The organism is Leisingera aquaemixtae (assembly GCF_001458395.1).
Lineage (GTDB): Bacteria > Pseudomonadota > Alphaproteobacteria > Rhodobacterales > Rhodobacteraceae > Leisingera > Leisingera aquaemixtae.
The window spans coordinates 138,385-161,990 of sequence record NZ_CYSR01000010.1; the positions used below are offsets into that span (position 1 = coordinate 138,385).

Annotated in this window: 24 protein-coding genes; 12 read left to right on the forward strand and 12 right to left on the reverse strand. The window is 65.8% G+C overall.

Annotation, left to right across the window (positions count from 1 at the left end; genetic code table 11):
- Positions 1–52 precede the first annotated feature (52 nt).
- From nadC to nadA, 3 genes are read right to left on the reverse strand one after another with little or no spacing between them, the layout of a single operon-like run.
- Positions 53–907 carry a carboxylating nicotinate-nucleotide diphosphorylase gene (nadC, locus tag PHA8399_RS04390; protein ID WP_058284972.1) on the reverse strand — a complete coding sequence of 285 codons (855 nt, stop codon included), beginning with the start codon at positions 905–907 and terminating at the stop codon, positions 53–55.
- The gene (locus tag PHA8399_RS04395; RefSeq protein ID WP_058284973.1) at positions 904–2,460 is read right to left on the reverse strand and encodes an L-aspartate oxidase; all 1,557 of its coding nucleotides are present in this window, start codon (positions 2,458–2,460) and stop codon (positions 904–906) included. Before PHA8399_RS04395 ends, nadC begins: the two co-directional genes overlap by 4 nt.
- 3 nt (positions 2,461–2,463) lie before the next feature.
- A complete protein-coding gene (gene nadA, locus PHA8399_RS04400) occupies positions 2,464–3,516 on the reverse strand; it encodes a quinolinate synthase NadA (RefSeq protein ID WP_058284974.1) in 1,053 nt (350 codons plus the stop codon).
- Positions 3,517–3,854: 338 nt separating this feature from the next.
- On the opposite strand from nadA, the gene PHA8399_RS04405 reads away from it, so the two are divergent.
- Genes PHA8399_RS04405 through PHA8399_RS04415 form a run of 3 tightly spaced genes read left to right on the forward strand, consistent with a single transcriptional unit; the run spans position 3,855 to position 6,069 of the window.
- Positions 3,855–4,559: an ABC transporter permease gene (locus PHA8399_RS04405; protein ID WP_027244766.1), complete on the forward strand. Its 705-nt coding sequence runs from the start codon at positions 3,855–3,857 to the stop codon at positions 4,557–4,559.
- Positions 4,559–5,269 (forward strand): ATP-binding cassette domain-containing protein, encoded by a 711-nt coding sequence (locus PHA8399_RS04410; RefSeq protein WP_058284975.1) that lies wholly within the window; start codon positions 4,559–4,561, stop codon positions 5,267–5,269. Before PHA8399_RS04405 ends, PHA8399_RS04410 begins: the two co-directional genes overlap by 1 nt.
- A complete protein-coding gene (locus PHA8399_RS04415) occupies positions 5,266–6,069 on the forward strand; it encodes an ABC transporter substrate-binding protein (RefSeq protein ID WP_058284976.1) in 804 nt (267 codons plus the stop codon). The genes PHA8399_RS04410 and PHA8399_RS04415 overlap by 4 nt, the downstream gene beginning before the upstream one ends.
- A 233-nt stretch (positions 6,070–6,302) precedes the next feature.
- On the opposite strand, the gene phnF is transcribed toward PHA8399_RS04415, so the two are convergent.
- Positions 6,303–7,016, reverse strand: a complete 714-nt coding sequence (gene phnF, locus PHA8399_RS04420; protein WP_058284977.1) for a phosphonate metabolism transcriptional regulator PhnF — start codon at positions 7,014–7,016, stop codon at positions 6,303–6,305.
- A 107-nt stretch (positions 7,017–7,123) separates the two neighbouring features.
- On the opposite strand from phnF, the gene phnG reads away from it, so the two are divergent.
- The 7 genes from phnG to phnN are packed head-to-tail and all read left to right on the forward strand — an operon-like array spanning position 7,124 to position 12,190.
- Complete coding sequence (gene phnG, locus PHA8399_RS04425; protein ID WP_058284978.1) at positions 7,124–7,576, forward strand: phosphonate C-P lyase system protein PhnG; 453 nt, start codon at positions 7,124–7,126, stop codon at positions 7,574–7,576.
- Entirely contained in the window at positions 7,576–8,160 is a 585-nt protein-coding gene (phnH, locus tag PHA8399_RS04430) for a phosphonate C-P lyase system protein PhnH (RefSeq protein ID WP_058284979.1), read from the forward strand. Before phnG ends, phnH begins: the two co-directional genes overlap by 1 nt.
- 4 nt (positions 8,161–8,164) lie before the next feature.
- The gene (locus PHA8399_RS04435; RefSeq protein WP_058284980.1) at positions 8,165–9,265 is read left to right on the forward strand and encodes a carbon-phosphorus lyase complex subunit; all 1,101 of its coding nucleotides are present in this window, start codon (positions 8,165–8,167) and stop codon (positions 9,263–9,265) included.
- Positions 9,262–10,119 carry an alpha-D-ribose 1-methylphosphonate 5-phosphate C-P-lyase PhnJ gene (locus tag PHA8399_RS04440; RefSeq protein ID WP_058284981.1) on the forward strand — a complete coding sequence of 286 codons (858 nt, stop codon included), beginning with the start codon at positions 9,262–9,264 and terminating at the stop codon, positions 10,117–10,119. Before PHA8399_RS04435 ends, PHA8399_RS04440 begins: the two co-directional genes overlap by 4 nt.
- Positions 10,120–10,168: 49 nt before the next feature.
- A complete protein-coding gene (phnK, locus tag PHA8399_RS04445; RefSeq protein ID WP_058284982.1) occupies positions 10,169–10,939 on the forward strand; it encodes a phosphonate C-P lyase system protein PhnK in 771 nt (256 codons plus the stop codon).
- A gap of 10 nt (positions 10,940–10,949) precedes the next feature.
- Complete coding sequence (gene phnL, locus PHA8399_RS04450; protein ID WP_058284983.1) at positions 10,950–11,633, forward strand: phosphonate C-P lyase system protein PhnL; 684 nt, start codon at positions 10,950–10,952, stop codon at positions 11,631–11,633.
- A complete protein-coding gene (gene phnN, locus PHA8399_RS04455) occupies positions 11,630–12,190 on the forward strand; it encodes a phosphonate metabolism protein/1,5-bisphosphokinase (PRPP-forming) PhnN (RefSeq protein WP_058284984.1) in 561 nt (186 codons plus the stop codon). The genes phnL and phnN overlap by 4 nt, the downstream gene beginning before the upstream one ends.
- On the opposite strand, the gene PHA8399_RS04460 is transcribed toward phnN, so the two are convergent.
- Positions 12,172–12,855 carry a DUF1045 domain-containing protein gene (locus PHA8399_RS04460; protein ID WP_058284985.1) on the reverse strand — a complete coding sequence of 228 codons (684 nt, stop codon included), beginning with the start codon at positions 12,853–12,855 and terminating at the stop codon, positions 12,172–12,174. The genes phnN and PHA8399_RS04460 overlap by 19 nt on opposite strands.
- A 50-nt stretch (positions 12,856–12,905) precedes the next feature.
- On the opposite strand from PHA8399_RS04460, the gene PHA8399_RS04465 reads away from it, so the two are divergent.
- Complete coding sequence (locus PHA8399_RS04465) at positions 12,906–14,048, forward strand: alpha-D-ribose 1-methylphosphonate 5-triphosphate diphosphatase (protein ID WP_058284986.1); 1,143 nt, start codon at positions 12,906–12,908, stop codon at positions 14,046–14,048.
- Positions 14,049–14,108: 60 nt separating this feature from the next.
- On the opposite strand, the gene PHA8399_RS04470 is transcribed toward PHA8399_RS04465, so the two are convergent.
- Genes PHA8399_RS04470 through PHA8399_RS04500 form a run of 7 tightly spaced genes read right to left on the reverse strand, consistent with a single transcriptional unit; the run spans position 14,109 to position 20,623 of the window.
- Positions 14,109–14,588: a class I SAM-dependent methyltransferase gene (locus PHA8399_RS04470; RefSeq protein ID WP_058284987.1), complete on the reverse strand. Its 480-nt coding sequence runs from the start codon at positions 14,586–14,588 to the stop codon at positions 14,109–14,111.
- Complete coding sequence (locus PHA8399_RS04475; protein ID WP_058284988.1) at positions 14,589–15,347, reverse strand: polysaccharide deacetylase family protein; 759 nt, start codon at positions 15,345–15,347, stop codon at positions 14,589–14,591. It lies immediately after the preceding gene.
- A complete protein-coding gene (locus tag PHA8399_RS04480; RefSeq protein ID WP_058284989.1) occupies positions 15,344–16,480 on the reverse strand; it encodes a glycosyltransferase family protein in 1,137 nt (378 codons plus the stop codon). Before PHA8399_RS04480 ends, PHA8399_RS04475 begins: the two co-directional genes overlap by 4 nt.
- Positions 16,477–17,064 carry a histidine phosphatase family protein gene (locus PHA8399_RS04485; RefSeq protein WP_058284990.1) on the reverse strand — a complete coding sequence of 196 codons (588 nt, stop codon included), beginning with the start codon at positions 17,062–17,064 and terminating at the stop codon, positions 16,477–16,479. The genes PHA8399_RS04480 and PHA8399_RS04485 overlap by 4 nt, the downstream gene beginning before the upstream one ends.
- Positions 17,061–18,149 (reverse strand): glycosyltransferase family 4 protein, encoded by a 1,089-nt coding sequence (locus PHA8399_RS04490; RefSeq protein WP_058284991.1) that lies wholly within the window; start codon positions 18,147–18,149, stop codon positions 17,061–17,063. The genes PHA8399_RS04485 and PHA8399_RS04490 overlap by 4 nt, the downstream gene beginning before the upstream one ends.
- Before the next feature lie 6 nt (positions 18,150–18,155).
- The gene (locus PHA8399_RS04495; RefSeq protein ID WP_058284992.1) at positions 18,156–19,400 is read right to left on the reverse strand and encodes a glycosyltransferase; all 1,245 of its coding nucleotides are present in this window, start codon (positions 19,398–19,400) and stop codon (positions 18,156–18,158) included.
- Positions 19,397–20,623, reverse strand: coding sequence for a glycosyltransferase family protein (locus tag PHA8399_RS04500; protein ID WP_259943409.1), 1,227 nt, complete (start codon positions 20,621–20,623; stop codon positions 19,397–19,399). Before PHA8399_RS04500 ends, PHA8399_RS04495 begins: the two co-directional genes overlap by 4 nt.
- Positions 20,624–21,016: 393 nt before the next feature.
- Between PHA8399_RS04500 and PHA8399_RS04505 the strand changes: the two genes are divergently transcribed.
- Positions 21,017–23,518 (forward strand): mechanosensitive ion channel family protein, encoded by a 2,502-nt coding sequence (locus PHA8399_RS04505; protein ID WP_058284994.1) that lies wholly within the window; start codon positions 21,017–21,019, stop codon positions 23,516–23,518.
- The last annotated feature ends 88 nt before the right edge of the window (positions 23,519–23,606 follow it).

The window sequence follows — 23,606 nt, forward strand, 5'->3', positions numbered from 1 at the left end:
AGGGCTGGCAGGCTTGAAGGCCCGCCGGCCGCAGCTTGCCTGCCCCGGGAAATCAGAAGTCGAGGCCCAGATCGAGGGTGCGCGCGGAATGGGTGAGCGCGCCGGAGGAGATGTAGTCGACCCCGGTTGCCGCGACTTCGGCAATGCGCTCCAGCCGCATGTTGCCGGAGGCCTCGGTCACCGCATGGCCGCTGGCCATCTCCACCGCCTTAGCGAGCGTGGGGGTGTCCATGTTGTCGAGCAGAACCACATCGGCGCCGCCGGTGGCGATGACCTCGGCCAGCTGGTCCAGCGTATCGACCTCAATCTCCACCTTCATCATATGGCTGACGCTGGCCTTGGCGGCGTCGAGCACGGCCTTGATCCCGCCCGCAGCGGCAATGTGGTTGTCCTTGATCAGGATCGCGTCCGACAGGCCGAAGCGGTGGTTATAGCCGCCGCCGTGCAGCACCGCCTGTTTCTCTGCGATGCGCAGGCCCGGTGTGGTCTTGCGGGTGCAGGTGATGCGGGTGGCGGTGCCCTTGGTTTGCGCGGCAAAGGACGCGGTCAGGGTGGCGATGCCGGTCAGCCGGCCGGCAAAGTTCAGCGCAACCCGCTCCCCCGACAGGATCGAGGCGGCGGAGCCTTCGATGGTCATCAAGGTGTCGCCCTTCTTGCAAAGGCTGCCGTCGGGCAGGAGGGTGTCCACCTTCAGCCCGGCATCGACCAGGTGAAAGGCGATGCGGGCGATTTGCATCCCAGAGACCACGCCGTCCTCGCGGGCGTTCAGCCGGGCGGCGTAGGTGGCAGAGGCCGGGATCACCGCGCGGGTGGTAATGTCGCCGTTCTGGCCCAGGTCTTCCATCAGGGCGGCGCGCACCATCGGTTCCAGGATCAGGTCGGGCAGGGTGGCGAAGTGGGTGCTCATGTCAGTTCCTTCACGGCCTTGGCGCGGATGGCCAGGGCCTCATCCAGGGTGATGCGGGTGCGGTGGGCCTGCGCGGGGTCTGCCTTGGGGAAGTCGTCGCGGAAATGGCCGCCGCGGCTCTCTTCGCGCCTCAGCGCGGCGGCAGCGATCAGCGTGGCGGTGGCGCACATGTTGAGGAAGTTTTCGTCTGCCGCCTGTTCGGCCTCAAGCCGGGTGATGGCGGCCAGCGCCTGTTTCAGGCCGGCGCCAGTACGGCGCACCCCGGCGTGGGCGGTCATGGTCTGCCGCAGGGTTTCCAGCGCAGCCTGATCCATTTCCTGTCCGCCTTCCGGGCAACTGAGGCGGACGTCTTCTGCGTCTGGCGGGCTGTCCAAAGAGGCCATGTCCTGGGCCGCGTTGCGGGCATAGACCAGCGCCTCCAGCAAACCGTTGGAGGCGAGCCGGTTGGCGCCATGCAGGCCGGTGGAGGAGGCCTCGCCGCAGACCCAGAGGCGTTTCAGGCTGGTCCGGCCCTTCATGTCCGCCTCGACTCCGCCCATGTGGTAATGGGCGGCGACGGCAACGGGGATCGGCTCTTGCACCGGGTCGATGCCCGCACGGGCACAGGTTTCGGCCACTGTGGGGAAGCGGGTCAGCACCTCGGGTCCCAGCGCAGCGCGGGTGTCGAGCATCGGCCTGCGGCCAGCCTGGGTTTCGGCAAAGATGGCGCGCGCAACGATGTCGCGCGGTGCAAGCTCTGCATCCGGGTGCGCGGCCAGCATAAAGCGCTCGCCATTCGCATTGATTAGCACCGCGCCTTCGCCGCGCAGGGCCTCGGTGGCGAGCGGCGCCGGGTCCTCGCCGATGTCAAAGGCGGTGGGATGGAATTGCACGAATTCCGGATCGGCGATGCGGGCGCCGGCGCGCGCGGCAAAGCCGATCACCTGGCCGCGGATGCGGGGCGGGTTGGTGGTGTGGGCATAAAGCCCGCCGGAGCCGCCGCCCGCCAGCAGCACGCCGGGTGCCTTGATCAGCACCGGGGCGGAGGGCACGTCGGCGCGGGTGATCCAGATGCCGGTGACGCTGCTGCCCTCGGTTTCCAGCCGCACGGCCTGGGTGTTTTCCAGAACCTGCACGGAGGGCGCCGCGCGGACTGCGGCAATCAGCGTCCGCATGATCTGATCGCCGGCCTGATCCCCCTTGACCCGCACCACGCGGGCGGCGGAATGGGCGGCTTCGCGGCTCATCACATAATTGCCTTCGGCGTCGCGGTCGAAGGGCGTGCCAAGCTCGGTCAGGTCGACGATATGCTCGCGGGCCACGCGGGTGACCATGGCGGCGACCTCTGGGTCGACGGTGCCTGCGCCGGCCTGCAGGGTATCTGCGGCGTGCGCCTCTGGCGTGTCATGGCTGGCCATGGCCGCCGCGACGCCGCCCTGCGCCCAGGCCGAGCTTGCGCCTTCACCCAGGGGCTCGGGGGAGATCACCAGAACCGGCCTGGGGGCCAGTTCTAACGCAGCGTACAGCGCGCCAAGGCCTGCGCCGGCAATGACAATGCGGCCGGTTTCGACCACGGATCAGATGCCCAGTTTCTGCGAAAGGTCGATCATTCGCTGCACCGCGACACGGGCCTTTGCGGCCACTTCGGGGTCCACCTCGACCGGCTCGGTCATGGTGTGCAGCGACCACAGGACTTTCTCCAGCGTGATCTTCTTCATGTAGGGGCACATGTTGCAGGGGCCGACGAATTCCACCTCAGGCAGCTGATCGGCGATGTTCGAGGCCATCGAGCATTCGGTGATCAGCAGGGCCTTTTCCGGCTTCTCCTCCGTCACGTATTTGACGATGCCGCTGGTGGAGCCGGAGAAGTCGGCCTCGGCCACCACATCGGGCGGGCACTCGGGATGCGCGATCAGCCGGGTGCCCGGGTTCCACTCGCGGAAGTCGCGCAGGTCCTTGGCGGTGTACTGCTCATGCACGATGCAGGAGCCCTCCCACCAGACGATGTTCTTTTGCGGGACCTGCTGGGCAATGTTCTGCGCCAGATACTGGTCCGGCGTCATGATGATGGTGTCTTCTTCCATTGCCGCAACGATCTGCGCGGCGTTGGAGGAGGTGCAGCAAATGTCCGACGCGGCTTTCACCTCAGCCGTGGTGTTCACATAGGTGACGACCGGCGCGCCCGGGTAGCGGCGGCGCATTTCCGCGACACCCTCGGCGGTGATGCTTTCGGCCAGCGAGCAGCCTGCCTCCATATCTGGGATCAGCACGGTTTTTTCCGGGCTCAGGATCTTGGAGGTTTCGGCCATGAAATGAACGCCGCATTGAACGATCACGTCAGCCTCGACCCGGGTGGCCTCAATCGCCAGCTGCAGGCTGTCGCCGACAAAGTCCGAGATGCCATGATAGATTTCCGGCGTCATGTAGTTATGCGCCAGAATCACCGCGTTGCGCTGCTTCTTCAGCTCCAGAATCGCCGCCACATAAGGCGCATGGGCGGCCCATTCGATGGGGTTCACCACGCGGTTCATACGGGCGTAGATGTCTGCCATCTGTTCGGCCAGGGCCGGGTTAGGGGCCAGATCATAGTGGGCGGCGAGCTGATCCCGCATGGATTGCAGGTCGAACATGGCGTTTCCTCAAGGTTGCGTCCAGGGTGACACTTTGGGCGGGGGTTGTTTCACGTTCAAAACGCGCACGCAAGCGCGCGTGAAGGGATTTGCGGCCAAATGCGGTGATTTGGCGCTAACAGGCGGCATGGGCCGGGGCGCCCGTGCCGGATAAACCCGCTGCAGCCGGGATCCAGTGCTAAGCCTTTGACTGACAGGAGTGATATGGTGGTAAAAATTGCCTTTTTCCAGAGGTCTGACGTTTTTGGCTGTTCCGATGCCTCCTCCTGTGATTTTGAAATCTGCCAGAGGGTGTTAGACCCGGTCTGACCAGGCTGATGCGGAGTTGAGCGAGCGGGATGACGGATCTGTGGGCAGGACTGTGCCAGGCGTTTTGGCTGCTGGTGACGCTGGACGCGGATCTGGTGGAAATCACCCTGCGCTCCCTGCGGGTGACGCTGACCGCGCTGGCCATCGCCTGTGCCATCGCGCTGCCGCTGGCGGCCTTTCTGGCGGTGCGCCGGTTCCGGCTGAGGCGTGCCACGATTGCGGTGCTGAACGCGCTGATGGGGCTGCCGCCGGTGGTGGTGGGGCTTGTGGTCTATGTGTTCCTGTCCCGCGCCGGGCCGTTCGGTGTCTTTGGTTTGCTGTTCACCCCCACGGCGATGATCATCGCGCAGGTGATCATCGTGGTGCCGCTGGTGGCCTCGGTCGCGCATCAGTCCTTGCGGGAGCTTTGGAGCGATTACCACGATCTTCTGATCTCGATGAACGCGACTCAGTTCCAGCGCATCCAGGCGCTGCTGTGGGATGGCCGCCGCGCCTTGCTGACTGCGGCGCTGGCGGGGTTTGGCCGCGCGATCGGCGAGGTCGGGGCAATCATGGTGGTGGGCGGAAATATCGACCATGCCACCCGGGTGCTGACCACGGCGATTGCCCTGGAGACCGGCAAGGGGGAATTCGCCATGGCGCTGGGGCTTGGGTTTGTGCTGATTGCGCTGGCGATTGCGGTCAACCTGGCGATCCACTGGCTGGGCCGCACCGAAAGCGAGGGGCGCTGGTGATGCAGATGTTTCCGCTGGTGGCCCAAGGCGCCCAGGTGCGCCGCCGCGGCAAAGTGCTGGTCGGACCGGTTGACCTGACGCTTGGCGGGCGGGGAACATCCATTGTCATTGGCCCTAACGGGGCGGGCAAGACCACGCTTCTGAAGATGCTGCATGGCATTGTGCGGATGAACGGCGGCAGCCTGGACTGGGCCTGCCCGCTGGAAGAGGCGCAGAAGCGGCAGGCGTTTGTGTTTCAGACCCCGGTCATGATGCGCCGCACGGTGATCGACAACATCGCCTATCCCTTGCGGCTGGCCGGCATGAGCCGCCGTGAGGCGCGCGCGCGGGCAGCGGACTGGGCAGGCCGTGTCGGCCTTGGGGAGATCCTGCAGCGCCAGGCCACCATGCTGTCGGGCGGCGAGCGGCAGAAGCTCGCCCTGGCCCGCGCCCTGGTGCGCGAGCCGGAGGTTCTGTTCCTGGATGAACCCTGCGCCGCCCTGGACGGCCGCGCCACCCGCGAGATCGAAGAGATCCTGGCCCATGCCTCTGACAGCGGCACACGGCTGATCATGTCCACCCACAACATGGGGCAGGCGCGGCGGCTGGCGGATGAGGTGATCTTTGTCCTGGGCGGCCGCATTCACGAATTCAGCCCGGCGGAGGCATTTTTTGCCGGGCCGCAAACGCCGCAGGGGCGTGCTTTTCTGAACGGAGATATTGTCGAATGAAACGTCTGATTACTGGTGCCTTTGCATCCCTGGTCTTCGCCACCGCAGCGCTGGCGGAAGAAATGAAGATGGCGGTGACCACCTCGTTCCACAATTCCGGGCTGGCAGAGATCCTGTTGCCGGAGATCAAGAAAGATCTGGGCCTGGATGTGCAGTTGCTGGTGGTTGGCACCGGCCAGGCGATCCGGCTGGGCGAGGCAGGCGACGTGGACGCGATCCTGGTGCATTCCAAGAAGGCCGAGGAGGCGTTCCTGGCGGGCGGCAACGGCACCCATCGGCGCGAGATCATGTACAATGACTTTGTCCTCATCGGTCCCAAGGGCGATGGGGCCGGCGCGGCCGGCGCAGAGAACGCGGCGGCCGCGCTGCGGAAGATTGCCGGGGCAGAGGCCAATTTCGTCAGCCGCGGCGATGACAGCGGTACCCACAAGAAAGAACTGGCGCTGTGGCAGGCTGCCGGGCTGGAGCCCGATGGGTTTGGCGTGTGGTACCGGGCGGTTGGCGCGGGCATGGGGGCTGCGCTGAACACGGCAGCGGGCATGGATGCTTATATCATGTCGGACCGCGCCAGTTGGCTGAACTTTGGCAACAAGGCCGGGCTGGCGCTGCTGTTTGCCGGGGATCCGGTGCTGTTCAACCAGTACGCCTATATCCCGGTAAACCCGGAAAAGCACGGCCATGTGAAGAACGGTCTGGCGATGGAGCTGGAGGGCTGGCTGGTCTCTGACAAGGCGAAGGACCTTATCAACGGCTACCAGATCAACGGTGAGACGCTGTTTGTCTTCAACGCAGAGCAGTAACGCGCCGGAGGAACTCCCGCCTATTCAAGGCATCACAGATGCCCTGAATGGTTGGGCAAAGCACCACGCTGCGCGCGGTGCGGTCCCGTGCGGTACAGAGCTTTAGGGAATTAAGCTGTCTGAGAAGCGCTGTGCCAGCTGTGATGTGCCACCGCGCTGCGCGCCAGCGCGGCGCTGCGCCCAACTGTGAGGTGCAATTTCAATTGCGCCGGAGCAGGCGGGAGCGGTCCGCTTCAGGTTTCACCGCCCACCGTCAGTGTCACACGGTCGCCGGCAAACCAGGTGCGGCCGAACTCGATCGGCGTGCCCGTTGTGTCCACGCTGACCGATGTCGTGCGCAGGATCGGGGCGCCTTCGCTGATCTGCAGGTGCAGCGCCTGGGTGGCGGTGGCGAGCTTGGCGGCGATGCGGGTTTCGCGGCGGGTGTAGTCCTCGACCCCGCAGCGTTTCAGAGCCTTGGTGATCGAGCTTTCCTCCTCCAGCGCCTCGCGCAGCCCTGGCAGCAGCCCGGCCGGAAACACGGCTTGCGCCAGGGCGATGGGCTGGCCGTCGGCCAGCGACAGCCCGTCGTAAACCAGCACCGGGTCGCCCGCCGTCAGCCGCAACGCCTCAGCCTCGCGCAGCCCGGCGGCGCGGGTTTCCAGCGTCAGCAGTTTCTTCCCCGGGGTCCGTCCCTCGCGCGCAAGATTCTGGTGGAAACGGACGCGCTTGCCAATGGGATAGTCTGTTGGCTTGGCGGCCACGAACACCCCTGCGCCGCGGCGGGAATGCACCAGGCCCTGCGCCGCCATGTCCGCCAGCGCCCGGCGCACGGTGTGGCGGTTGACCCCGAACCGGGCTGACAGCTGCGCCTCGGCCGGGAGCTTGCCGCCGGTCTCATACCTGCCCTGGGCAATGTCGTCTGTCAGGGCGATGGCGATGGATTTCCAAACCGGGGTGCGGGCCATGTCATGGAACTTTCACAAGTCTTGGATTGCGCCTGCCGGGGCGACTCGGGTAACATTTGTCTAGTTGTATAGCTGATGTAGACAACCCGGCCAAGAGGCATAGACAGATGAAAACCACTTTTTCCGCAGCGGACCGCAAAGGCTGGATGAGCCTGCTGGCCACTGCTGACGAGGCCCGGCTGACTGAGCTGTGGCAGGGCTGCGGGATTGATCCCGTTTGTGAATGGCTGCGTCCGCCCGAGGCTGGCGGGGTCATGGTGCGGGGCCGCATGGGCGGGACCGGCGCGCCCTTCAATCTGGGGGAAATGACGGTTACCCGCTGTGCGGTGTCGCTGGACGACGGTACCGTCGGTCACGGCTATGTGCAGGGGCGCAGCAAGGCCAAGGCGGCAATGGCCGCCAAGATTGATGCGCTGATGCAGACCGGGGCCGCGGCGGGTGTGCGCAAGGCAGTGCTGGAGCCGCTGGCCGAAGAGCGGCAGGCGAAAACGAGCGCCCGAGCCGCCAAGGCGGCGGCGACCAAGGTCGAGTTTTTTACCATGGTGCGGGGAGAAGACTGATGAGCCTGGAAACCCCGAATGCCGTTTATGCGGGCGGCTTCAGCAACCCCCCGGTGGCTGCGGCACATGCCTTCCGCGCCGCGATGAACGCCATGGCCCGGCCCGGCGAGGTCCAGGACATCACCGGAGCGGCACCGCCGGACGGGATCTCAGTCGCGGCGGGCAGCCTGCTGCTGACGCTGTGCGATCCGGAAACCGGTGTTTATCTGGCGCCGGGCACGGACAGCGGTGCCTTGCGCGGCTGGCTGGCGTTCCACACCGGCGCGCCGGTTGTCCCGGCGGAGCAGGCGGATTTCGCGCTTGGCAGCTGGGAGGCGCTGATGCCGCTGGACCGCTTCCGCATCGGCACCCCGGAATACCCTGACCGCTCGGCCACTCTGATTGTCGATACGCCCGGTTACTATGGCACCAATGCGGTGCTGAGCGGACCTGGCATCAAGGAAACCGCCCGGATGCAGCTGCCGGAACTAACTGCGTTCCAGAACAATGCCGCTCTCTACCCGCTGGGAGTGGACTTCTTCTTCACCTCGGGGTCGCTGGTGGCTGCGCTGCCGCGGTCCACCGGCATCACCAGGGAGGCCTGAGCCCATGTATGTTGCTGTCAAAGGCGGCGAACGCGCCATTGAAAACGCCCATGCCTGGCTGGCAGAGGAGCGCCGCGGCGATACCAGTGTTGCGGAGCTGAGCCTGGACCAGATCCGCGAGCAGCTGAGCCTGGCGGTGAACCGGGTGATGGCCGAAGGGTCTCTGTACGACCCGGAACTGGCGGCGCTGGCGATCAAGCAGTCCCGCGGCGATCTGATCGAGGCCATCTTCCTGATCCGGGCCTACCGCACCACCCTGCCGCGGTTCGGCTATTCGCAGCCGGTGGAGACCGGGGAGATGGCCTGCGACCGCCGGATCTCGGCCACCTTCAAGGACGCCCCCGGCGGCCAGGTGCTGGGTCCGACATTCGACTACACCCACCGGTTGCTGGATTTCAAACTGGCGGCGGAGGGCGAGGTGCCAGAGGCACCGGTGTCCGAGCCGCGCCTCGAGGCGACCCCGCATATCAGTGAGTTCCTGCAGGGCGAGGACATTATAGAGCGCGAGCCGTCCTCGGACGGCGTGCCGGGCGATCTGACCCGCGAGCCGATGTCTTTTCCGGCGGGCCGGGCGGTGCGGCTGCAATCGCTGACCCGCGGGGATGAAGGCTTCATCCTCGGCATGGCCTACTCCACTCAGCGAGGCTACGCGCGCAATCATGCCTTTGTCGGCGAATTGCGCATCGGCACCGTGCCGGTGGAGATGGACATCCCGGAGCTGGGCTTTGCCATTGAAATCGGCGAGGTGGAGCTGACCGAATGCGAGACCGTGAACCAGTTCAAGGGCTCCAAGACGGTGCCGCCGCAGTTCACCCGCGGCTACGGGCTGGTCTTTGGCCAGTCAGAGCGCAAGTCCATCGCGATGGCGCTGGTAGACCGCGCGCTGCGCTGGGAGGAGCTGGGCGAAGACAATGTGGGCGCCGCCGCCCAGGACGAGGAATTTGTCCTGAGCCACGCCGACAACATCCAGGCGACCGGCTTTCTGGAGCACATCAAACTGCCGCACTACGTGGATTTTCAGTCCGAACTGGAACTGGTCCGCAAACTGCGCCGCGAAGCGGCGGAGATGGCAGAGACGCTGGCCGCACGGGAGGCTGCGGAATGAACGACTACAACTTTGCATACCTTGACGAACAGACCAAGCGGATGATCCGCCGGGCGATCCTGAAAGGGCTGGCGGTGCCGGGCTATCAGGTGCCCTTTGCCAGCCGCGAGATGCCGATGCCTTACGGCTGGGGCACCGGCGGCGTGCAGGTTTCGGCCGCGACGCTGACGCCGGAGGATACGCTGAAGGTGATCGACCAGGGCGCCGATGACACCACCAATGCGGTCTCAATCCGCAAGTTCTTTGAAAAGACGGCCGGGGTTGCCACTACTGAGGAAACGGAGAAGGCCAGCGTCATCCAGACCCGCCACCGGATCCCCGAGGCAGAGCTGACCGAAGATCAGATCCTGGTCTACCAGGTGCCGATCCCGGAGCCGCTGCGGTTCCTGGAGCCGCGGGAGACCGAGACCCGCAAAATGCACAGCTTGCAGGAATACGGGCTGATGCACGTGAAACTGTACGAGGACATCTCGCAGCACGGTGCGATTGCCACCGCCTATGCCTATCCGGTGAAGGTGGAGGGGCGCTATGTCATGGACCCTTCACCTATCCCCAAGTTCGACAATCCCAAGATGGAAATGGCGGCGATCCAGCTGTTCGGCGCGGGCCGCGAGCAGCGTATTTATGCGGTGCCTCCCTATACGCAGGTCGTGTCCCTGGATTTTGAAGACTACCCGTTTGAGGCCAGCAAGGCCGATCACCCTTGCGACCTGTGCGGGGCAGAGGACAGCTATTTGGATGAGGTGATCCTGGATGACGCGGGCACCCGAATGTTTGTCTGTTCGGACACTGATTACTGCCGCACGCGGCGTGACGCGGGCCATGCCGGCCGCCTTGGAGCGGAAGCCGCGTGATGGAGAATATGCAAAAAATTTCGGAAATGATTTGGCGGGAGGGAAGGCAATGAAGCCTTTGCTGCAAGTGAAAGACGTCGCCAAGATGTATGGCGCCCGGATCGGCTGCACCGGTGTGAGCTTCGATCTCTATCCTGGAGAGGTGATGGGAATCGTGGGCGAAAGCGGTTCGGGCAAGTCGACGCTGTTGAACAGCCTGGCGGGCCACCTTGTGCCGGACCGGGGGGAGGTGATCTTTGACACCCGCGCTGACGGGCCGGTGGATACCGTCACCATGTCCGAACCGGCGCGCCGGATGCTGGGCCGCACCGATTGGGCGTTTGTGCATCAGCACGCCCGCGACGGATTGCGCATGTCCGTGAGTGCCGGCGGCAATATCGGCGAGCGGCTGATGGCCGTTGGCAACCGTCACTATGGCGCGATCCGCGATCATGCGGCCGACTGGCTGGGCCGCGTGGAAATCTCGGAGAGCCGGATTGATGACCGCCCCTCAGCCTTCTCCGGCGGTATGCAGCAGCGCCTGCAGATTGCCCGCAATCTGGTGACCGGTCCGCGGCTGGTGTTCATGGATGAGCCAACCGGCGGTCTGGACGTGTCGGTGCAGGCGCTACTGCTGGACCTGCTGCGCGGTCTGGTGCGGGAAATGGGGCTGAGCGCGATCATCGTGACCCATGACCTGGCTGTGGTGCGCCTTTTGGCGGGCCGGCTGATGGTGATGAAGGACGGGCATGTGGTGGAAACCGGGCTGACCGATCAAGTGCTGGACGACCCTCAGCACGCTTATACCCAGCTGCTGGTCTCCAGCGTGCTGCAAGTCTAAGGACGGGGCGATGATTGAACTGAAGAATGTGAGCAAAAGCTTCACCCTGCATAACCAGGGCAGCGCAGTGATCCCGGTGATGGAGAACGCCAGCCTGAGCGTGAAGTCTGGCGAATGCGCCGGCCTGATCGGGGCCTCCGGCGCGGGCAAGTCCACCCTGATGCGGGTGATCTACGGCAATTACCTGGCCGCTTCCGGCAGTGTGGTCGTGGGCGGCGTGGATGTGGCCAAGGCCGAGCCGCGGGAGGTGCTGGCGCTGCGCCGCGAGACGCTGGGATATGTCAGCCAATTCCTGCGGGTGGTTCCGCGCGTGCCTACGCTGGATGTTGTGGCCGAACCGCTGCTGGCGGTCGGCACGCCGGCGGATCAGGCGCGGGACAAGGCTGCCTCGCTTCTGGCGCAGCTCAACATACCCGAACGTCTGTGGAGCCTTAGCCCCACCACCTTTTCGGGCGGCGAGCAGCAGCGGGTGAATATCGCACGCGGCTTTGCCTATGAGTATCCGGCGCTGCTGCTGGACGAGCCGACGGCGAGCCTCGATGCGCAAAACCGCGCCACCGTGCTGGCGCTGATCGAAGGTGCCAAGGCGCGGGGGGCTGCGATCATCGGTATCTTCCACGATGAGGCGGCGCGCCAGCAGGTCTGCGACCGGTTTGTTGATGTCTCGGGTTTTGCACCCAAGGCGGCGGCATGAGTGCGCCTGCGGAAAAGGGACCGGTCATTGCGGTGGTCGGGCCGTCGGGCGCCGGCAAGGACAGCCTGATGTCTGCCCTTGCGGTCTCCGGTCCCCGGCTGCGGCTGATGCGGCGGGTGATCACCCGCGCGCCCGAGGCTGGCGGGGAGGACTACCAGGCGGTGACGGAGGCCGAATTCTCGGCCCTTGAGCGAAATGGCGTCTTTGCCTTGCACTGGCAGGCGCACGGCCTGCACTACGGCATCCCGCGCGACATTGAAAGGTTGCGGGCCGGTGCCGACGGCGTGCTGGTCAATCTGTCCCGGGCTGTGCTGCTGCAGGCGCAGGAGGTGTTCGGCGATTTCATTGTGCTGTCGGTGACGGCACGGCCGGAGGTGCTGGCTGAACGGCTGTCCGCCCGCGGGCGGGAAGGCGCCGAAGAGGTCCAGCGCCGTCTGGCCCGGGCGGCCAACACGTTGCCGGAAGGGCTGCGCAGGGTGCATGAGATCGACAACAGCGGTGCTCTCAGTGCGGCGGTGGCCGCCGCGCTGGCAGCCCTTCAGCCGGAGAGGGCGTAGCGGNGGATCAAGTGAAACCCGCCGTCCGGCGCTTCGCCCGCCAGCACGATGTCGCGGATGACCAGCGGCGCAGGCAGCAGCGGAATAAGACGTTTCTCAAGTGCCGCTTCTACAGCAGGCAGGTCGGGCTTTGGCAGTTTGCCGGTGAGCGTGATGTGAAACCGGAACTGCTCCAGCACATAAGGGTAGCCCCACAGGATGAGGTTTTTGTCCTGTTCGGGGCTCAGGCCTGCGCCGCGGCGGCGGTCCAGCTCAGCCTGGGCCGGCGGCGCGCGGAAAGGATCCAGCTCTGTCACGCAGGCGGCGGCCAGGGCGTTCAGCGCGGTCTCGCCGCCGCTAGGGCGCAGCGCCAGGAAACGGCCGAGCCGGGCCAAGTGCAGCCCATCGAGCGTCACCGGCTTCTGTGCTGCGGCCAGCGCCGCGCAGGCCGCTTCCAGTGCCGCCTGGGAGTGCCCCTCAGCCAGTCGCATCGGCGGCTTCAGGGTGGCATGCAGCCCGTATTTACGCGGAACCGCCGTTATCGCCGCCACGTTCAGCCCGGTGCCCTCCGGGTGGGGAAGGCTGCGGCCTGTCTCCAGATCCCAGCCCAGCCAGCTGGCGGCGAACCGGCACCATTCCGCGTCTGCAGGCGGAGCGTAGTAGATCGCGTATCGCGTGAATGTCACATTGGCCTCCTAAACGTGGCCTTCCATAACTCGAAAGATGTGAAGCTCAGATGACAGAAGAGTTGATCCTTGCCAATGCCACGCTGGTGCTTCCGGGGGAGACCCGCACCGGCAGCGTGAAGGTTTCCGGCGGTGAGATCGCGGATATTGCGGAGGGCGCCGCGGTTCCGGCGGGCGCCATCGACTGCGGGGGCGATTTTGTCTGTCCGGGTCTGGTGGAACTGCATACCGACAACCTGGAGCGTCACATCCAGCCGCGCCCCAAGGTGGACTGGCCGCACGCCAGCGCGATCATTGCCCATGATGCGGAACTTGCGGGCACTGGCATCACCACGGTGTTTGATGCGATGCGCGTCGGCTCGATCAGCCGCAAGGAAAGCCGCTATGGCGCCTATGCCCGCGGGCTGGCTAGCGAGCTGCTGGAGCTTCGGGCGGCGGAGGCGCTGAAAATTTCGCACTTCCTGCACCTGCGGGCGGAGGTCTGCTCGGATTCTCTGGTGGCGGAGCTGGAGGCCTTTGGCGAGGCGGACCGGGTCGGGCTGGTGTCGCTGATGGACCATACACCGGGGCAGCGGCAGTTCCGCGACCTGTCCAAGCTGGAACAGTATGTGAAGGGCAAGCACGGGTTCGATGATGCCGGATTCCAGGCGCATATCGCGCATCTGAGAGAGCTGCGCGAGACCTATGGCGACCTGCATGAGGCGGAGGCGGTGAAGGCAGCAAAGCGCTTTGGCGCGGTCTTGGCAAGCCATGACGACACCACGGCAGGGCAGGTGGCCGTTTCGGCAAGCCACGGCATTCAGCTGGCGGAGTTCCCCACCACGGTGGAGGCCGCGCAGGCCTGCCATGCCCATGGCATCAAGGTGATGATGGGCGCCCCGAACCTGATCCGCGGCGGCTCGCACTCCGGCAATGTGGCAGCGCATGAGCTGGCGGAGCTGGAGCTTTTGGACATTTTGTCGTCGGACTATGTGCCGGCGGCTCTGTTGATGGCGGCGGTGAGGCTGGGCGACCTGTGGGGCGACACGGCGCGGGGCCTGGGCACGGTCACACATGCGCCGGCCGATGCGGTGGGGCTGCACGACCGCGGGCGGCTGCAGACAGGCAAGCGCGCCGATCTGATCCGGTTCCGTGTGACAGCGGGCGCGCCAGCGGTGCGCGGCGTGTGGTCGCGCGGCTTGCGGGTGGCCTGACCGCCCAACTGCAGGGGCGGGGGCGTGCGCTGACCGGCCCGGGGCCGGGCGGGACATTGATCAGCCGGCGCGGTAAAACATGTAGCGGCCGGGCGGGATGCCTTCGGGGCCGTCAAGCTCCTCGAAACCGGCCAGCGGCTGACCGGAAACAATGATGCCGCCCGGCGACATCACCTTGGCAATCACAGGGGACAGGGCAGCGGCCTCGGCGACGTCCTTTTCCTTCACTCCGAAACCGAAGTCATAATGCGCCAAGGCAATCCGGCGGCCTTCGGTGTCGAGCCGTTCCAGCATTGGTTTTGCCTCGCCCTGCAGAAAGTCCTGGTCCGGCGGGATGCAGGAGGGGTGGCATTGCAGCACCCTGTCGATCACCCAGATCCGGCGGGCGGGGAGGATTGCGCGCAGATGATCGTACGTGCGCCCGTTGCCAAGCCCCATGTCCAGAACGTCGCCCTCCATCGTGCGGATCTGCTCGGCGGCCCAATTCAGGCCATCGCGCTGGGCTGTCAGGCGGCGGAGCATGGAGTCGAGACGGCTCATTCAGGACATCCTTTCATCATAAATCCAGGCTTCGGCCGGGCCTGCCAGCAAACGCCTGGCAAGCGCGGCAGTGAACTCCCAGACCTTTTCATCATGCACCAAGTGATGGGTGAGCAGGCCGTAAGGCTCTGCATTGTCCGCATCGCCCAGGCGGCGCTCGCGCAGCTGGCGCGCGGCTTGCGCGATCAGCCGCTCTGGCGGCAGCAGGCTGCGGGAGCCTTTCCAGTCGATCGGATCCAGATGCGTGTTCACACGCAGAAGGCCGGAGGCGGGTTTGGCACTGCTGCGCGGACCGAAGGTGGAGACCGCGGTGAAGCCGGCGCCGGCCAGCCAGGTCAGCATCTCCGGCGAGACCCTGTTCCAGGGCGGCACGAACATCGGCCGCAGGCTGGCGCCAAACAGCTTGCGCAGGCGGGTCAAGCCGCGCTCGGCATCGTCCAGCAGCTCGTCCAGCGGCCGGTGGGAACCGAATTCCGCCTTCTTCTCGCCTGCAGGGGCGTGGTTCTGGTGCGCCCAGCCGTGCGCTACCGGGATCAGCTGCGGATGGTCTGCAACAAATCGGGCCAGGTCCGGGGTGACGCCCTGCGGTATCACCGCCAGATGCACCGGCAGATCAAGCGCCGCGGAGAGGTCCGCCAAACGGTCCAGTTCCGCCGATTGGGACATCGCGTCATCGTCCCGCCACCACAAGGGCAGCGTCAATCCCGCCTCCTGCCAGTGCTCCAGTTCCCGGTCCAGCCCGCTCCAATCCGGTGTCATCCGCGCCCTCCCGCAAGTTCTGCGGCAATCTCCACACTCCGGGCGGCTCCGTCAAACCTGAAACCGCCTGCCAGCCGTGGCGGAGCCTGCATTGCTGCCTTGACCGCAGCGCATAGCGCTTCGGGTGTGAGGTCTGCTGTTTTGACCACCTCCATGCCGTTCAGCGGGGCGAGGCTGGCGGCACGCAGGCCCTGTTCGGTCTCATTGCCCGCGTCAAAGGGGATGAGGACCGCGGGCGTGCCGGCCTGCAACAGGTCGAGCGCGGTGTTGTAGCCGCACATGCTTACAGAGGCGGCGGCGTGAGAAAGCATCTGCCGGAAGTCCTTGCGCGCCGGTTCCAGCAGGGCGGGGGAACCGGCCTTGGCAAATTCTGCAATCCGCGCGCCGGCGTCCGAACCGCCAACCAGCAGGCGCCAGGGGGTGTCGGGCATCTGCCTGGCCGCCTCCAGGGCAGCCCGGTACAGCGGCGTGCCCACGCTGCCGCCGCCGGCGCTGACAAGCACCTCGCCGCGGCCTGCCAGCTTTGGATGCGGGCCGGCGGCGGGCGGCGCGACATAACCGGTGTATCGCAGCCTGCCGGCAAGCATCGGCGAGACCGGCCAGCTGGCCTCCAGCCTGGTGGCCGCGGGATCTGAATGGACCAGCACCGCGTCATAGTGCCGGGCGATGACCGCATCGGCCTTTTCCGCCTTTTCCGGTTTGGAGGGCGGTGCGAGGATATCTCGGATGGAGGACAGGATCACCGGCCGCCGGGGCAGCGCCGCGGCAGCCTCCAACAGCGCCAGGAATTCCTGGCGCAGGGAGCGGCGGCCAAAGGGGTAGAGTTCGGTGATCAGCACATCGGGCTGCAGCCTGTGCAGGGCCGCGCAAAGGGCGTCCTTGCGGCGGGTGAGATACGCTTCGCCGGCCAAAGAGCCGTCCGCGTCCAGCAGCCTGGTGAAATCCACCCCGTCCGAGCGCAGCGGCGGCAGCTGGATCACCTCGACCCCTTCGGCGTTGAGCTGCGGCGCGGGAAATCCGCCAGAGGCCACCTGCACCCGGTGCCTGGCCGCGGAAAAGGCGCGTGCCAGCGTCAGGGCCCGCGAAAGATGGCCCGTGCCGAGGAGGTGGGTGACGGCAATCAGAACCTTCATGGCGTGTCCTCGCGGATCAGCCGCACAGGTTCAGCCCAGGGTGTGAGCGAGGCGCCGTCAACCTCCACCACAAACAGCCGGTTGCGTTTGATGCGGAAGGGGGCGGGGCCGTCGAAATTCCAGCCGTGGGCGCGGGCCAGGATCATCCGCATGATGCCGATGTGGCAGACCGCGACCGCATCCCGCGTCAGCCCGTGCAGCCAGGGGGCTATCCGGTGCCAGACCTCTGCCGGGCTCTCGCCGCCGGGCGGGCGGTAGTGCCAGCCCCAGTCCTCGATATCGCGAAATCCGCTATTTGGATCCGCCTTCAGGTCCAGCCCGTGCAGGCCTTCCCAGTCACCCCAGTTCATCTCAATCAGCTCTGGCGCGGTGCGGGGCGGGCGGCCTGCAGCCAGTTCAGCGGTCTCCACCGCGCGCATCAGCGGGCTGGACCAGAGTTCCGCCTGGTCCCACGGCGCAGGCAGGGTGTAACCGCGCAGTTCCTCGCGGGCCTGATCGTCGAGCGGGATGTCACTGCGCCCCTGGATGCGCCCGGCGCGGTTCCAGGCCGTGTGGCCGTGGCGCAGAAGGGCGAGGCGGGTCATGCGCGTGTCTCCATCAGAGGGGCGGCAACGTCCCAAAACTGGCGGGTCGCGGCGGGGGCGAGGTGGTTTCGGGCGATGTGTTCACGTGCCGACCGGCCAATGGTAGTGCGCAGCGCGGGGCTTGCCAGAAGGCTGGCCGTGAAAGCGGCCAAAGCTTCCGGGCCGTCTTCGCGCTCGGGGTAGGGTCGGGGAAGTAGTATATCACGCACGCCGGGGCGGTTCTGAGCGGCAACCGGCAGCCCATGGGCCTGGGCCTCCAGATAGACCATGCCGAAAGCTTCGTTCACACCTGGCCACAGGAACAGGGAGGCGTGGGCGTAGGCTGCTGACAACTCCTCGCGGGTGAGCTGGCCGAGGAAGCGGACTTTTCCGCCAAAGGCCCCCATCAGCGCCTCAACTTCGGAACGGGCCGGGCCGTCGCCAGCAATGTCCAGCTGCCAATTGCCAGGCAAATGCCCTAGTGCTTCCGCAATGATGCGGTAGGAACCGAGCTTGTCGCCCGCGCGCATCATGCCTGCGGTCAGCATTGGGCCGTCCAGAGAAGAGGCAGCGGGCAGATCCTCAAGCGGCAGGAAAGGCGGAAGGGGAGCAATGATCTGGTTGCCGCATCGGTCGCGCTCCAGCGCAAAGCGGTCCTGTGCGGTGAAATAGAAGATCGCCGCAGCGGCATCGGCAGCAGAGTGAGCGGCCTCGGCAAATCCCGCCCATGGCCCGGTCAGGCGCTTATTGGCGCGGGTGGATTCGATCTGCACATAGGGTATTCCGCGGGCGCGGGCCACGGCGGGGCCGAGCAGATCCGGCGCCTTGTAGTAGTTGTGGTAAGTGACCCAGAGGTCTGCTGCCGACAGGTCATGGATCAGCCGTTCGGCCTCGGCCTTTGCCGCCTTGCGCAGATCTGCCTGCAGCGCCACATCGCCGTGTTTGTCGTAGATCCTGTGTTCCGAGACCAGTTGCACGTCTGCGCCGCTGGCGCCGAGCAGGCCCATCAGGTTACGGGCAATCTCGCGGTCGCCGGAGGGCACCGGGTGGTGCGGCGGCTTCATCGGCGCGTAAAAGGCGACCCGCTTTCCGGCTCCCGGCGGCATGACCTGTCAGACGCCCTGCAGCATCGCCGTAAGCCGTTTGGAAAGCTGGGCAATACCGGGTTCCATGCCGAAGTCGGAGCGCAGCCTCTCCAGCGCTGCCCCGGCCATCTCTGCCAGCTTTTGCGGATGGCGGGCTGCGTAGAGCAGCGTTTCGGCCAGCGCCTCGGGGCTGTCTTCGCTCAGCAGACCGTGCGTGCCGTGCGTGATGAATTCCGGAATAGCGGAGACCGGGGTCGACAGGATCGGCAGGGTTTGCGAGGCAGCTTCCATCAGCACGTTTGGCAGCCCGTCGCGGTCGCCGTCCGCAGCGACTCGGCTGGGCAGCACAAACAGGTCGGAGCTGCGCATCGCCTCGATCACCTCGGGCTGGTCGCAGGCCCCGCGCCAGGTGATGCGGTCCGCGATGCCTGCATCCTCCGCCATCCCTTGCAGAAGGTCGCCCAAGCCGCCGCCGCCGATGTGGGTCCAGTGCCAGTCAAGGCCTGCAGGCAGCAGCGCCAGCGCGGCGATCAGGCGGTCGAAACCCTTCTTTTCTACGAGGCGGCCAACCGACATGAAGCGGATCGGATCCTGCGGCTGCCGGGCTTTGCGCTCCGGCGGAGCGGGGAAACGGGACAGGTCGAGCCCGTGATAAACCAGGTCAACCCGGTCCGGCGTATCGGCCAGCTCTTGTAGATGCCTGGCGCCAAAGCCCGTGCAGGTCGCACCGAACGCCGCGCCGTAGTGGGCGGCGGAAAGTTTTTCCTGAAGCTCCCAGTCCGGCGAGGTCCAGATGTCCTTGGCATGGGCCGAAAAACTCCACGGCAAGCCGCGCATGATCGCGGCATAGCGCGCGACCGAAGAGGGCGTGTGCAGAAAATGCGCATAGAGGCCCAGAACCTCATCCGGCATCTCGGCCGCCAGCACGCAGGCCTGGCCAAAACGGCGGATGCGGTTGGGGGTCAGGTCGCGGCGCAGATCGGCCCGCCAGATGCGGTAGGCCTCGGCGTAGCCCGGCAGCTCTTGCGCATTGGCACGGGCGCGCCAGACCCGCTCAGGCTCCTGGTACAGGTATTCCGGAAGGTAGTTCACCTTGGCCTGCAGCTGCGCGTGCAGCGGGTGGCGCTTGATGTCGGTGGGGTGGCGCAGGGACCAGATCTCGAATGAATGGCCGGCGGCTTCCAAGGCGACCAGTTCCTGTGCGATGAAGGTCTCGGACAGCCGCGGCCAGCCTTTGACCACCACCGCGAGGGGCGGGCGGGAAGCGGTCATTCAGCAGCCTCCCGGCGGCTGTCGCGCAGCAGGGCGCTGACCCGCTGCGTCACGTAATCCAAGCCGTCCAAAAGGCCCTCGGAGCCCGCGGCAGAGGGCGGCGGCTGGGTGGCCAGCGCGCGGATCGCCTTGGCCAGCGCCGGCGCGTTCCAGCCATCGCGGGTCTCGTCCAGCATGGTGGTCAGGCCGATTTCTTCGGCCCGGCTGGCGCGGATCCATTGTTCCAGCCGCGGGGTGGTGCGGGGCACGATCACCGCGGGTTTGTCAAAGGACAGAACCTCGCAGAAGGTGTTGTAGCCGCCCATGCAGACAACACCCTGGGCGCCGGCAAAAAGCGTCTCGATCTGCGATTCAAAGCCGACAGCGGTGACGCGGCCATCGAGCCGGGCAACACGCTGCTCGAAATCCTCGCGGGTCTCGCCGGACAGGAAGGGGCCGTAAACCAGCACTGCGCGGGGTGAAAGCTCCGGGTCGGCTTCATAGGCCGACAGCACCAGGTCCACCATCATCTCGCCATCGCCGCCGCCGCCGGGGGTGACCAGCAGATAAGGCTGTTCCGGCGGCTCGCCCACTTGGCCAAGGTCGCGGCGCAGGTAGCCGGTCCAATGCATCCGCGCCTGCATCTGCGGCGTGAAGGGCAGCCCGGCGGTCGGGTCATAAACTGAACGCGGCCCGTAGACCCAGATCTCGTCATAGAAGTCGCGGGTCGCCTCAACGGCGTGCTTGCGCTCCCATTCGGCGGCCAGCACTTCCGGCTCATCCAGCACGTCGCGCAGGCCCAGCACCATCTTGCACCGGCCCTTGGATTTCAGCAGCTCCAGCGCCGGCATCAGCTCGCCGCGGAATCCGGTCGGCTCCTTGTCGGCCACCAGCACATCAGGTTCATACTGTTCCACCGTCGAACGGATCAGGGCCGCGCGCAGATCAGCGGTTTCCTCGATGCTCATGCCCATGGTGCGCGAGGCATAGGAGCCATCTGCGCGTTTGATCACGCCGGGCAGGCGGACATGGTCCACCCGGGTCGGAAAGGAGAACCGCCCCGCCACTGGCGAACCGGTCAGGATCAACGCCGAGGCATCCGGGTTTGCCGCCGTGATCGCCCCCGCCAGCGCCCGCGAGCGGCGCAGATGGCCCAGCCCGAAGGTGTCGTGGCTGTAGAACATGATCCGCGGTCCGCGGGTGCCGGGGTTCGCTGCTGGCGTTTGCGTGCTTCTTGCCGTCATCGGGCCGCCTGTTCCGGGTTCCGGACCGCACCGGGCAAAGGGATGGTTCCGGCGGCGCCGGGAGCACGCCAGCCAGTGCTGCCGCTTGTCCCAGGGCGCGTGCTGTTGTGCTCCGCCATCGTCCGCCTCAGATTGCGCGCACCGCAGCCGGGTGGGGCAGGGGGCGCGGTCAGTATTTGCCTTTGCAGCTGCCGGTTCTGGCACTGGCTTGCAGGGCCACGGGCGCAGCTGACCGCCCGCAGGGCGGATATCTGGATTGGTATAGCCCGGACCCCATGCGCATGCAATCATGCGCCTTTATTGCATAACGCACAGGAAATTGCGCGCGCGCCATTTACGCAACGCTGTTGCGCGTGGTTAATTTGGATCAAGTTTCCAGAAGGATAGGCGGCCATGCTGAGAATGTTGTTCAGGGTCCTGCTGTGCCTGCTGCTGAGCTTCAGCCTGGCGCCTCACGCCGGCGCGCAGGAAAGTGAAACAGCTGCGGGGGACGCGCTCTCCAAGGCAATTGAACAAGCGGCCGAAAGCGGTGTCAGCGTGGTCGTGGTCGACAGCAGTGGCAAGCTTCTGAACGCGCCGCCGGCAGCAGCGCCGGACACCGGGCATCCGGCCTCTGACGTGATGGAGCAGCCTTCGGTCCTGATGAAGGCGCAATCCAGGGTCGCCGCCTTCCGGGCAGAGCTGAACAGCCGGCTGGAAGCGCTGCCCTATTCGATCTTCGAAATGCAGTACATCCTGCGCCAGACCAGCCCGGACGGGCGCATCATGACCTATGTCGAAGTGATGGGCTGGAGCGTGCTGTTCCTGCTGATCGGCCGCTGGCTGTCGACGGAGATTTACGGCAAGCGTTTTGCCAAACGGTTCGTGGTCTCGCGGATCCAGGCGGCCCCCCGCGGTTATCAGGAAAAGATGCCCTTCCTGGTGTTCAGGTTCCTGATGGGGATTGGCGCCACCGTTTTTGCGATGGTTTTTGCGGCACTGATCTCCTACCTGATTTTCGGCGCCTCAGGCGATCCGTCCATCGAGTTCACCGTGACGGCTGTTTACACCGCCTTTTTCCTGGCGCGCACGGTGTCGGATCTGTGGCGGATGGTGCTGTCGCCATTCCTGGCCCAGTACCGGATCCCCGTTTTCTCCAATCGGGACGCCAAGCGGCTTTATATCTGGGCGTCGGTACTGGCGACCTACGACATCTCCTCGACGCTGTTTGCCACTTGGGTCGGGGATTTCGGCCTGAATTACAACGTCTATGCGCTGGTTTACGGCGTTCTGGCCCTGGTCGGGATGCTGGGCAACCTGCTGATGGTTCTGGTCAACAGGCGGGCGATTTCTAACGCCATCCGCGCGGGGCGGGCACCCGGGGAGTGTTCCCGGCTGGTGCGCGTTTTGGCCGTGGCCTGGGCGCCGGTGCTGATGGTCTATATGGCGTTCGGCTGGCTCAAGCTGGCCTTTGATCTGGTTCTGGAACAGGATATCCCGGTCCCCCTGATGGCGGGCAGCTATTTCGTGCTGACCACGATTCTGGTGGTCTACGGGGCGATCAACTATGGCATCGAGCGCTATTTCAGCCGGGCCCGTCTGGTAAAGCGCGAAGCGGCAGAGGCGGAGGAACCTGCGGCGGAAGCCGGGGAGCCGGAATCCGTCGCACAGGACGCTGAGGCGGAACCCGCCACCCGCGCCGCTGAGGCGTCTGCAGCGGAGAAGATCCTTCCGGATACTTCCGGGCCGGCAGCTGCCGGGACGATGAATGCGGTAGCCGTTGACGTGCCGCAGGACGGCGCAACGCCGGAACCGGAAGACGATACCGGCGAAGAGGAAATAGCGCCGCGGTCCAAGCACCCGATTGCCACCTACGAGGATCTTGCCCGCCGGGTTGCGGGCATCCTGGCCTTTGTGGTCGGAACATACTCGCTGTTGATCGTCTGGAACCCGGACGCAAGCTGGATCGATTCCACTGCCGCCGAACGGGTGGTGGATGTGACGGTGATCCTGTTTATCGGCTATATCGTCTATCACCTGTTCCGGATTTGGATCGACAGCAAGATCGACGAGGAGGCCGCGGACGTCGTCGATGCAGAGCTGGGCGACGAAGGCAGCGCGGTCGGTGCCAGCCGGCTGGCAACGCTGCTGCCCCTGTTCCGCGGCGCGATCCTGGCGGTGGTGCTGGTCTCAATCGTGCTGATTTTGCTGCTGGAGCTGGGTATCAACGTGAGCCCGTTGTTTGCCGGTGCCGGTGTGGTCGGCCTGGCGGTGGGCTTTGGCTCACAGACCTTGGTGCGGGATATCTTTTCCGGTGCCTTCTTTCTGATCGACGATGCCTTCCGCAAGGGCGAGTACATCGACATCGGCGACGTGAAGGGCACGGTAGAAAAAATCTCGGTCCGCTCCTTCCAGTTGCGCCACCACCTGGGCGCGCTGCATACAATCCCGTTTGGCGAGATCAAGGTGCTGACCAACTATTCCCGCGATTGGGTGATGATGAAGCTGCCGCTGCGCGTCACCTACGACACCGATGTGGAAAAGGTCCGCAAGCTGATCAAGAAACTGGGGCAGACCCTGATGGACGACCCGGTTGTCGGGCACACGTTCATTCAGCCGCTGAAGTCCCAGGGCGTGATCGAGATGCAGGATTCGGCGATGATCATCCGGGTGAAATTCATGACCAAGCCGGGCGATCAGTGGATTGTCCGCAAACGGGTGTACCAGGAGATCCGCGAGCTGTTTGCCCGCGAAGGCATCAAGTTTGCCCACCGCGAGGTCACCGTGCGGCTGGCGCCGGACCAGGAGGAGGAGCTGACGCCGAAACAGAAGGAAGCCGTAGCAGGCGCCGTGCAGGCCGCCATCGACGATGACATGCTGGAGGATATGGGCGGACCTGGCGGCGACGACCGCTAAGCCCGCAGCCGGCAGCGCTCCCGCCCCCGCGCTGGACCGCTGGCGCGCTCCGCTTGGGGTTGGGCCTGGCGCCGCGCTGCCGCGCGGC

Bases quoted from the DNA above. Each gene is read 5' to 3' on its own strand.
- nadA (WP_058284974.1), bottom strand. From the start codon at position 3,516: ATGTTCGACCTGCAATCCATGCGGGATCAGCTCGCCGCCCACTATGAT.
- PHA8399_RS04410 (WP_058284975.1), top strand. From the start codon at position 4,559: ATGCAGATGTTTCCGCTGGTGGCCCAAGGCGCCCAGGTGCGCCGCCGC.
- PHA8399_RS04495 (WP_058284992.1), bottom strand. From the start codon at position 19,400: ATGACCGCTTCCCGCCCGCCCCTCGCGGTGGTGGTCAAAGGCTGGCCG.
- PHA8399_RS04490 (WP_058284991.1), bottom strand. From the start codon at position 18,149: ATGCCGCCGGGAGCCGGAAAGCGGGTCGCCTTTTACGCGCCGATGAAG.
- phnH (WP_058284979.1), top strand. From the start codon at position 7,576: ATGAGCCTGGAAACCCCGAATGCCGTTTATGCGGGCGGCTTCAGCAAC.
- PHA8399_RS04480 (WP_058284989.1), bottom strand. From the start codon at position 16,480: ATGAAGGTTCTGATTGCCGTCACCCACCTCCTCGGCACGGGCCATCTT.
- PHA8399_RS04405 (WP_027244766.1), top strand. From the start codon at position 3,855: ATGACGGATCTGTGGGCAGGACTGTGCCAGGCGTTTTGGCTGCTGGTG.
- phnK (WP_058284982.1), top strand. From the start codon at position 10,169: ATGAAGCCTTTGCTGCAAGTGAAAGACGTCGCCAAGATGTATGGCGCC.
- phnF (WP_058284977.1), bottom strand. From the start codon at position 7,016: ATGGCCCGCACCCCGGTTTGGAAATCCATCGCCATCGCCCTGACAGAC.
- PHA8399_RS04435 (WP_058284980.1), top strand. From the start codon at position 8,165: ATGTATGTTGCTGTCAAAGGCGGCGAACGCGCCATTGAAAACGCCCAT.
- PHA8399_RS04415 (WP_058284976.1), top strand. From the start codon at position 5,266: ATGAAACGTCTGATTACTGGTGCCTTTGCATCCCTGGTCTTCGCCACC.
- phnN (WP_058284984.1), top strand. From the start codon at position 11,630: ATGAGTGCGCCTGCGGAAAAGGGACCGGTCATTGCGGTGGTCGGGCCG.
- PHA8399_RS04485 (WP_058284990.1), bottom strand. From the start codon at position 17,064: ATGACCCGCCTCGCCCTTCTGCGCCACGGCCACACGGCCTGGAACCGC.
- PHA8399_RS04500 (WP_259943409.1), bottom strand. From the start codon at position 20,623: ATGACGGCAAGAAGCACGCAAACGCCAGCAGCGAACCCCGGCACCCGC.
- PHA8399_RS04505 (WP_058284994.1), top strand. From the start codon at position 21,017: ATGCTGAGAATGTTGTTCAGGGTCCTGCTGTGCCTGCTGCTGAGCTTC.
- phnG (WP_058284978.1), top strand. From the start codon at position 7,124: ATGAAAACCACTTTTTCCGCAGCGGACCGCAAAGGCTGGATGAGCCTG.
- PHA8399_RS04465 (WP_058284986.1), top strand. From the start codon at position 12,906: ATGACAGAAGAGTTGATCCTTGCCAATGCCACGCTGGTGCTTCCGGGG.
- nadC (WP_058284972.1), bottom strand. From the start codon at position 907: ATGAGCACCCACTTCGCCACCCTGCCCGACCTGATCCTGGAACCGATG.
- PHA8399_RS04440 (WP_058284981.1), top strand. From the start codon at position 9,262: ATGAACGACTACAACTTTGCATACCTTGACGAACAGACCAAGCGGATG.
- PHA8399_RS04475 (WP_058284988.1), bottom strand. From the start codon at position 15,347: ATGACACCGGATTGGAGCGGGCTGGACCGGGAACTGGAGCACTGGCAG.
- PHA8399_RS04470 (WP_058284987.1), bottom strand. From the start codon at position 14,588: ATGAGCCGTCTCGACTCCATGCTCCGCCGCCTGACAGCCCAGCGCGAT.
- phnL (WP_058284983.1), top strand. From the start codon at position 10,950: ATGATTGAACTGAAGAATGTGAGCAAAAGCTTCACCCTGCATAACCAG.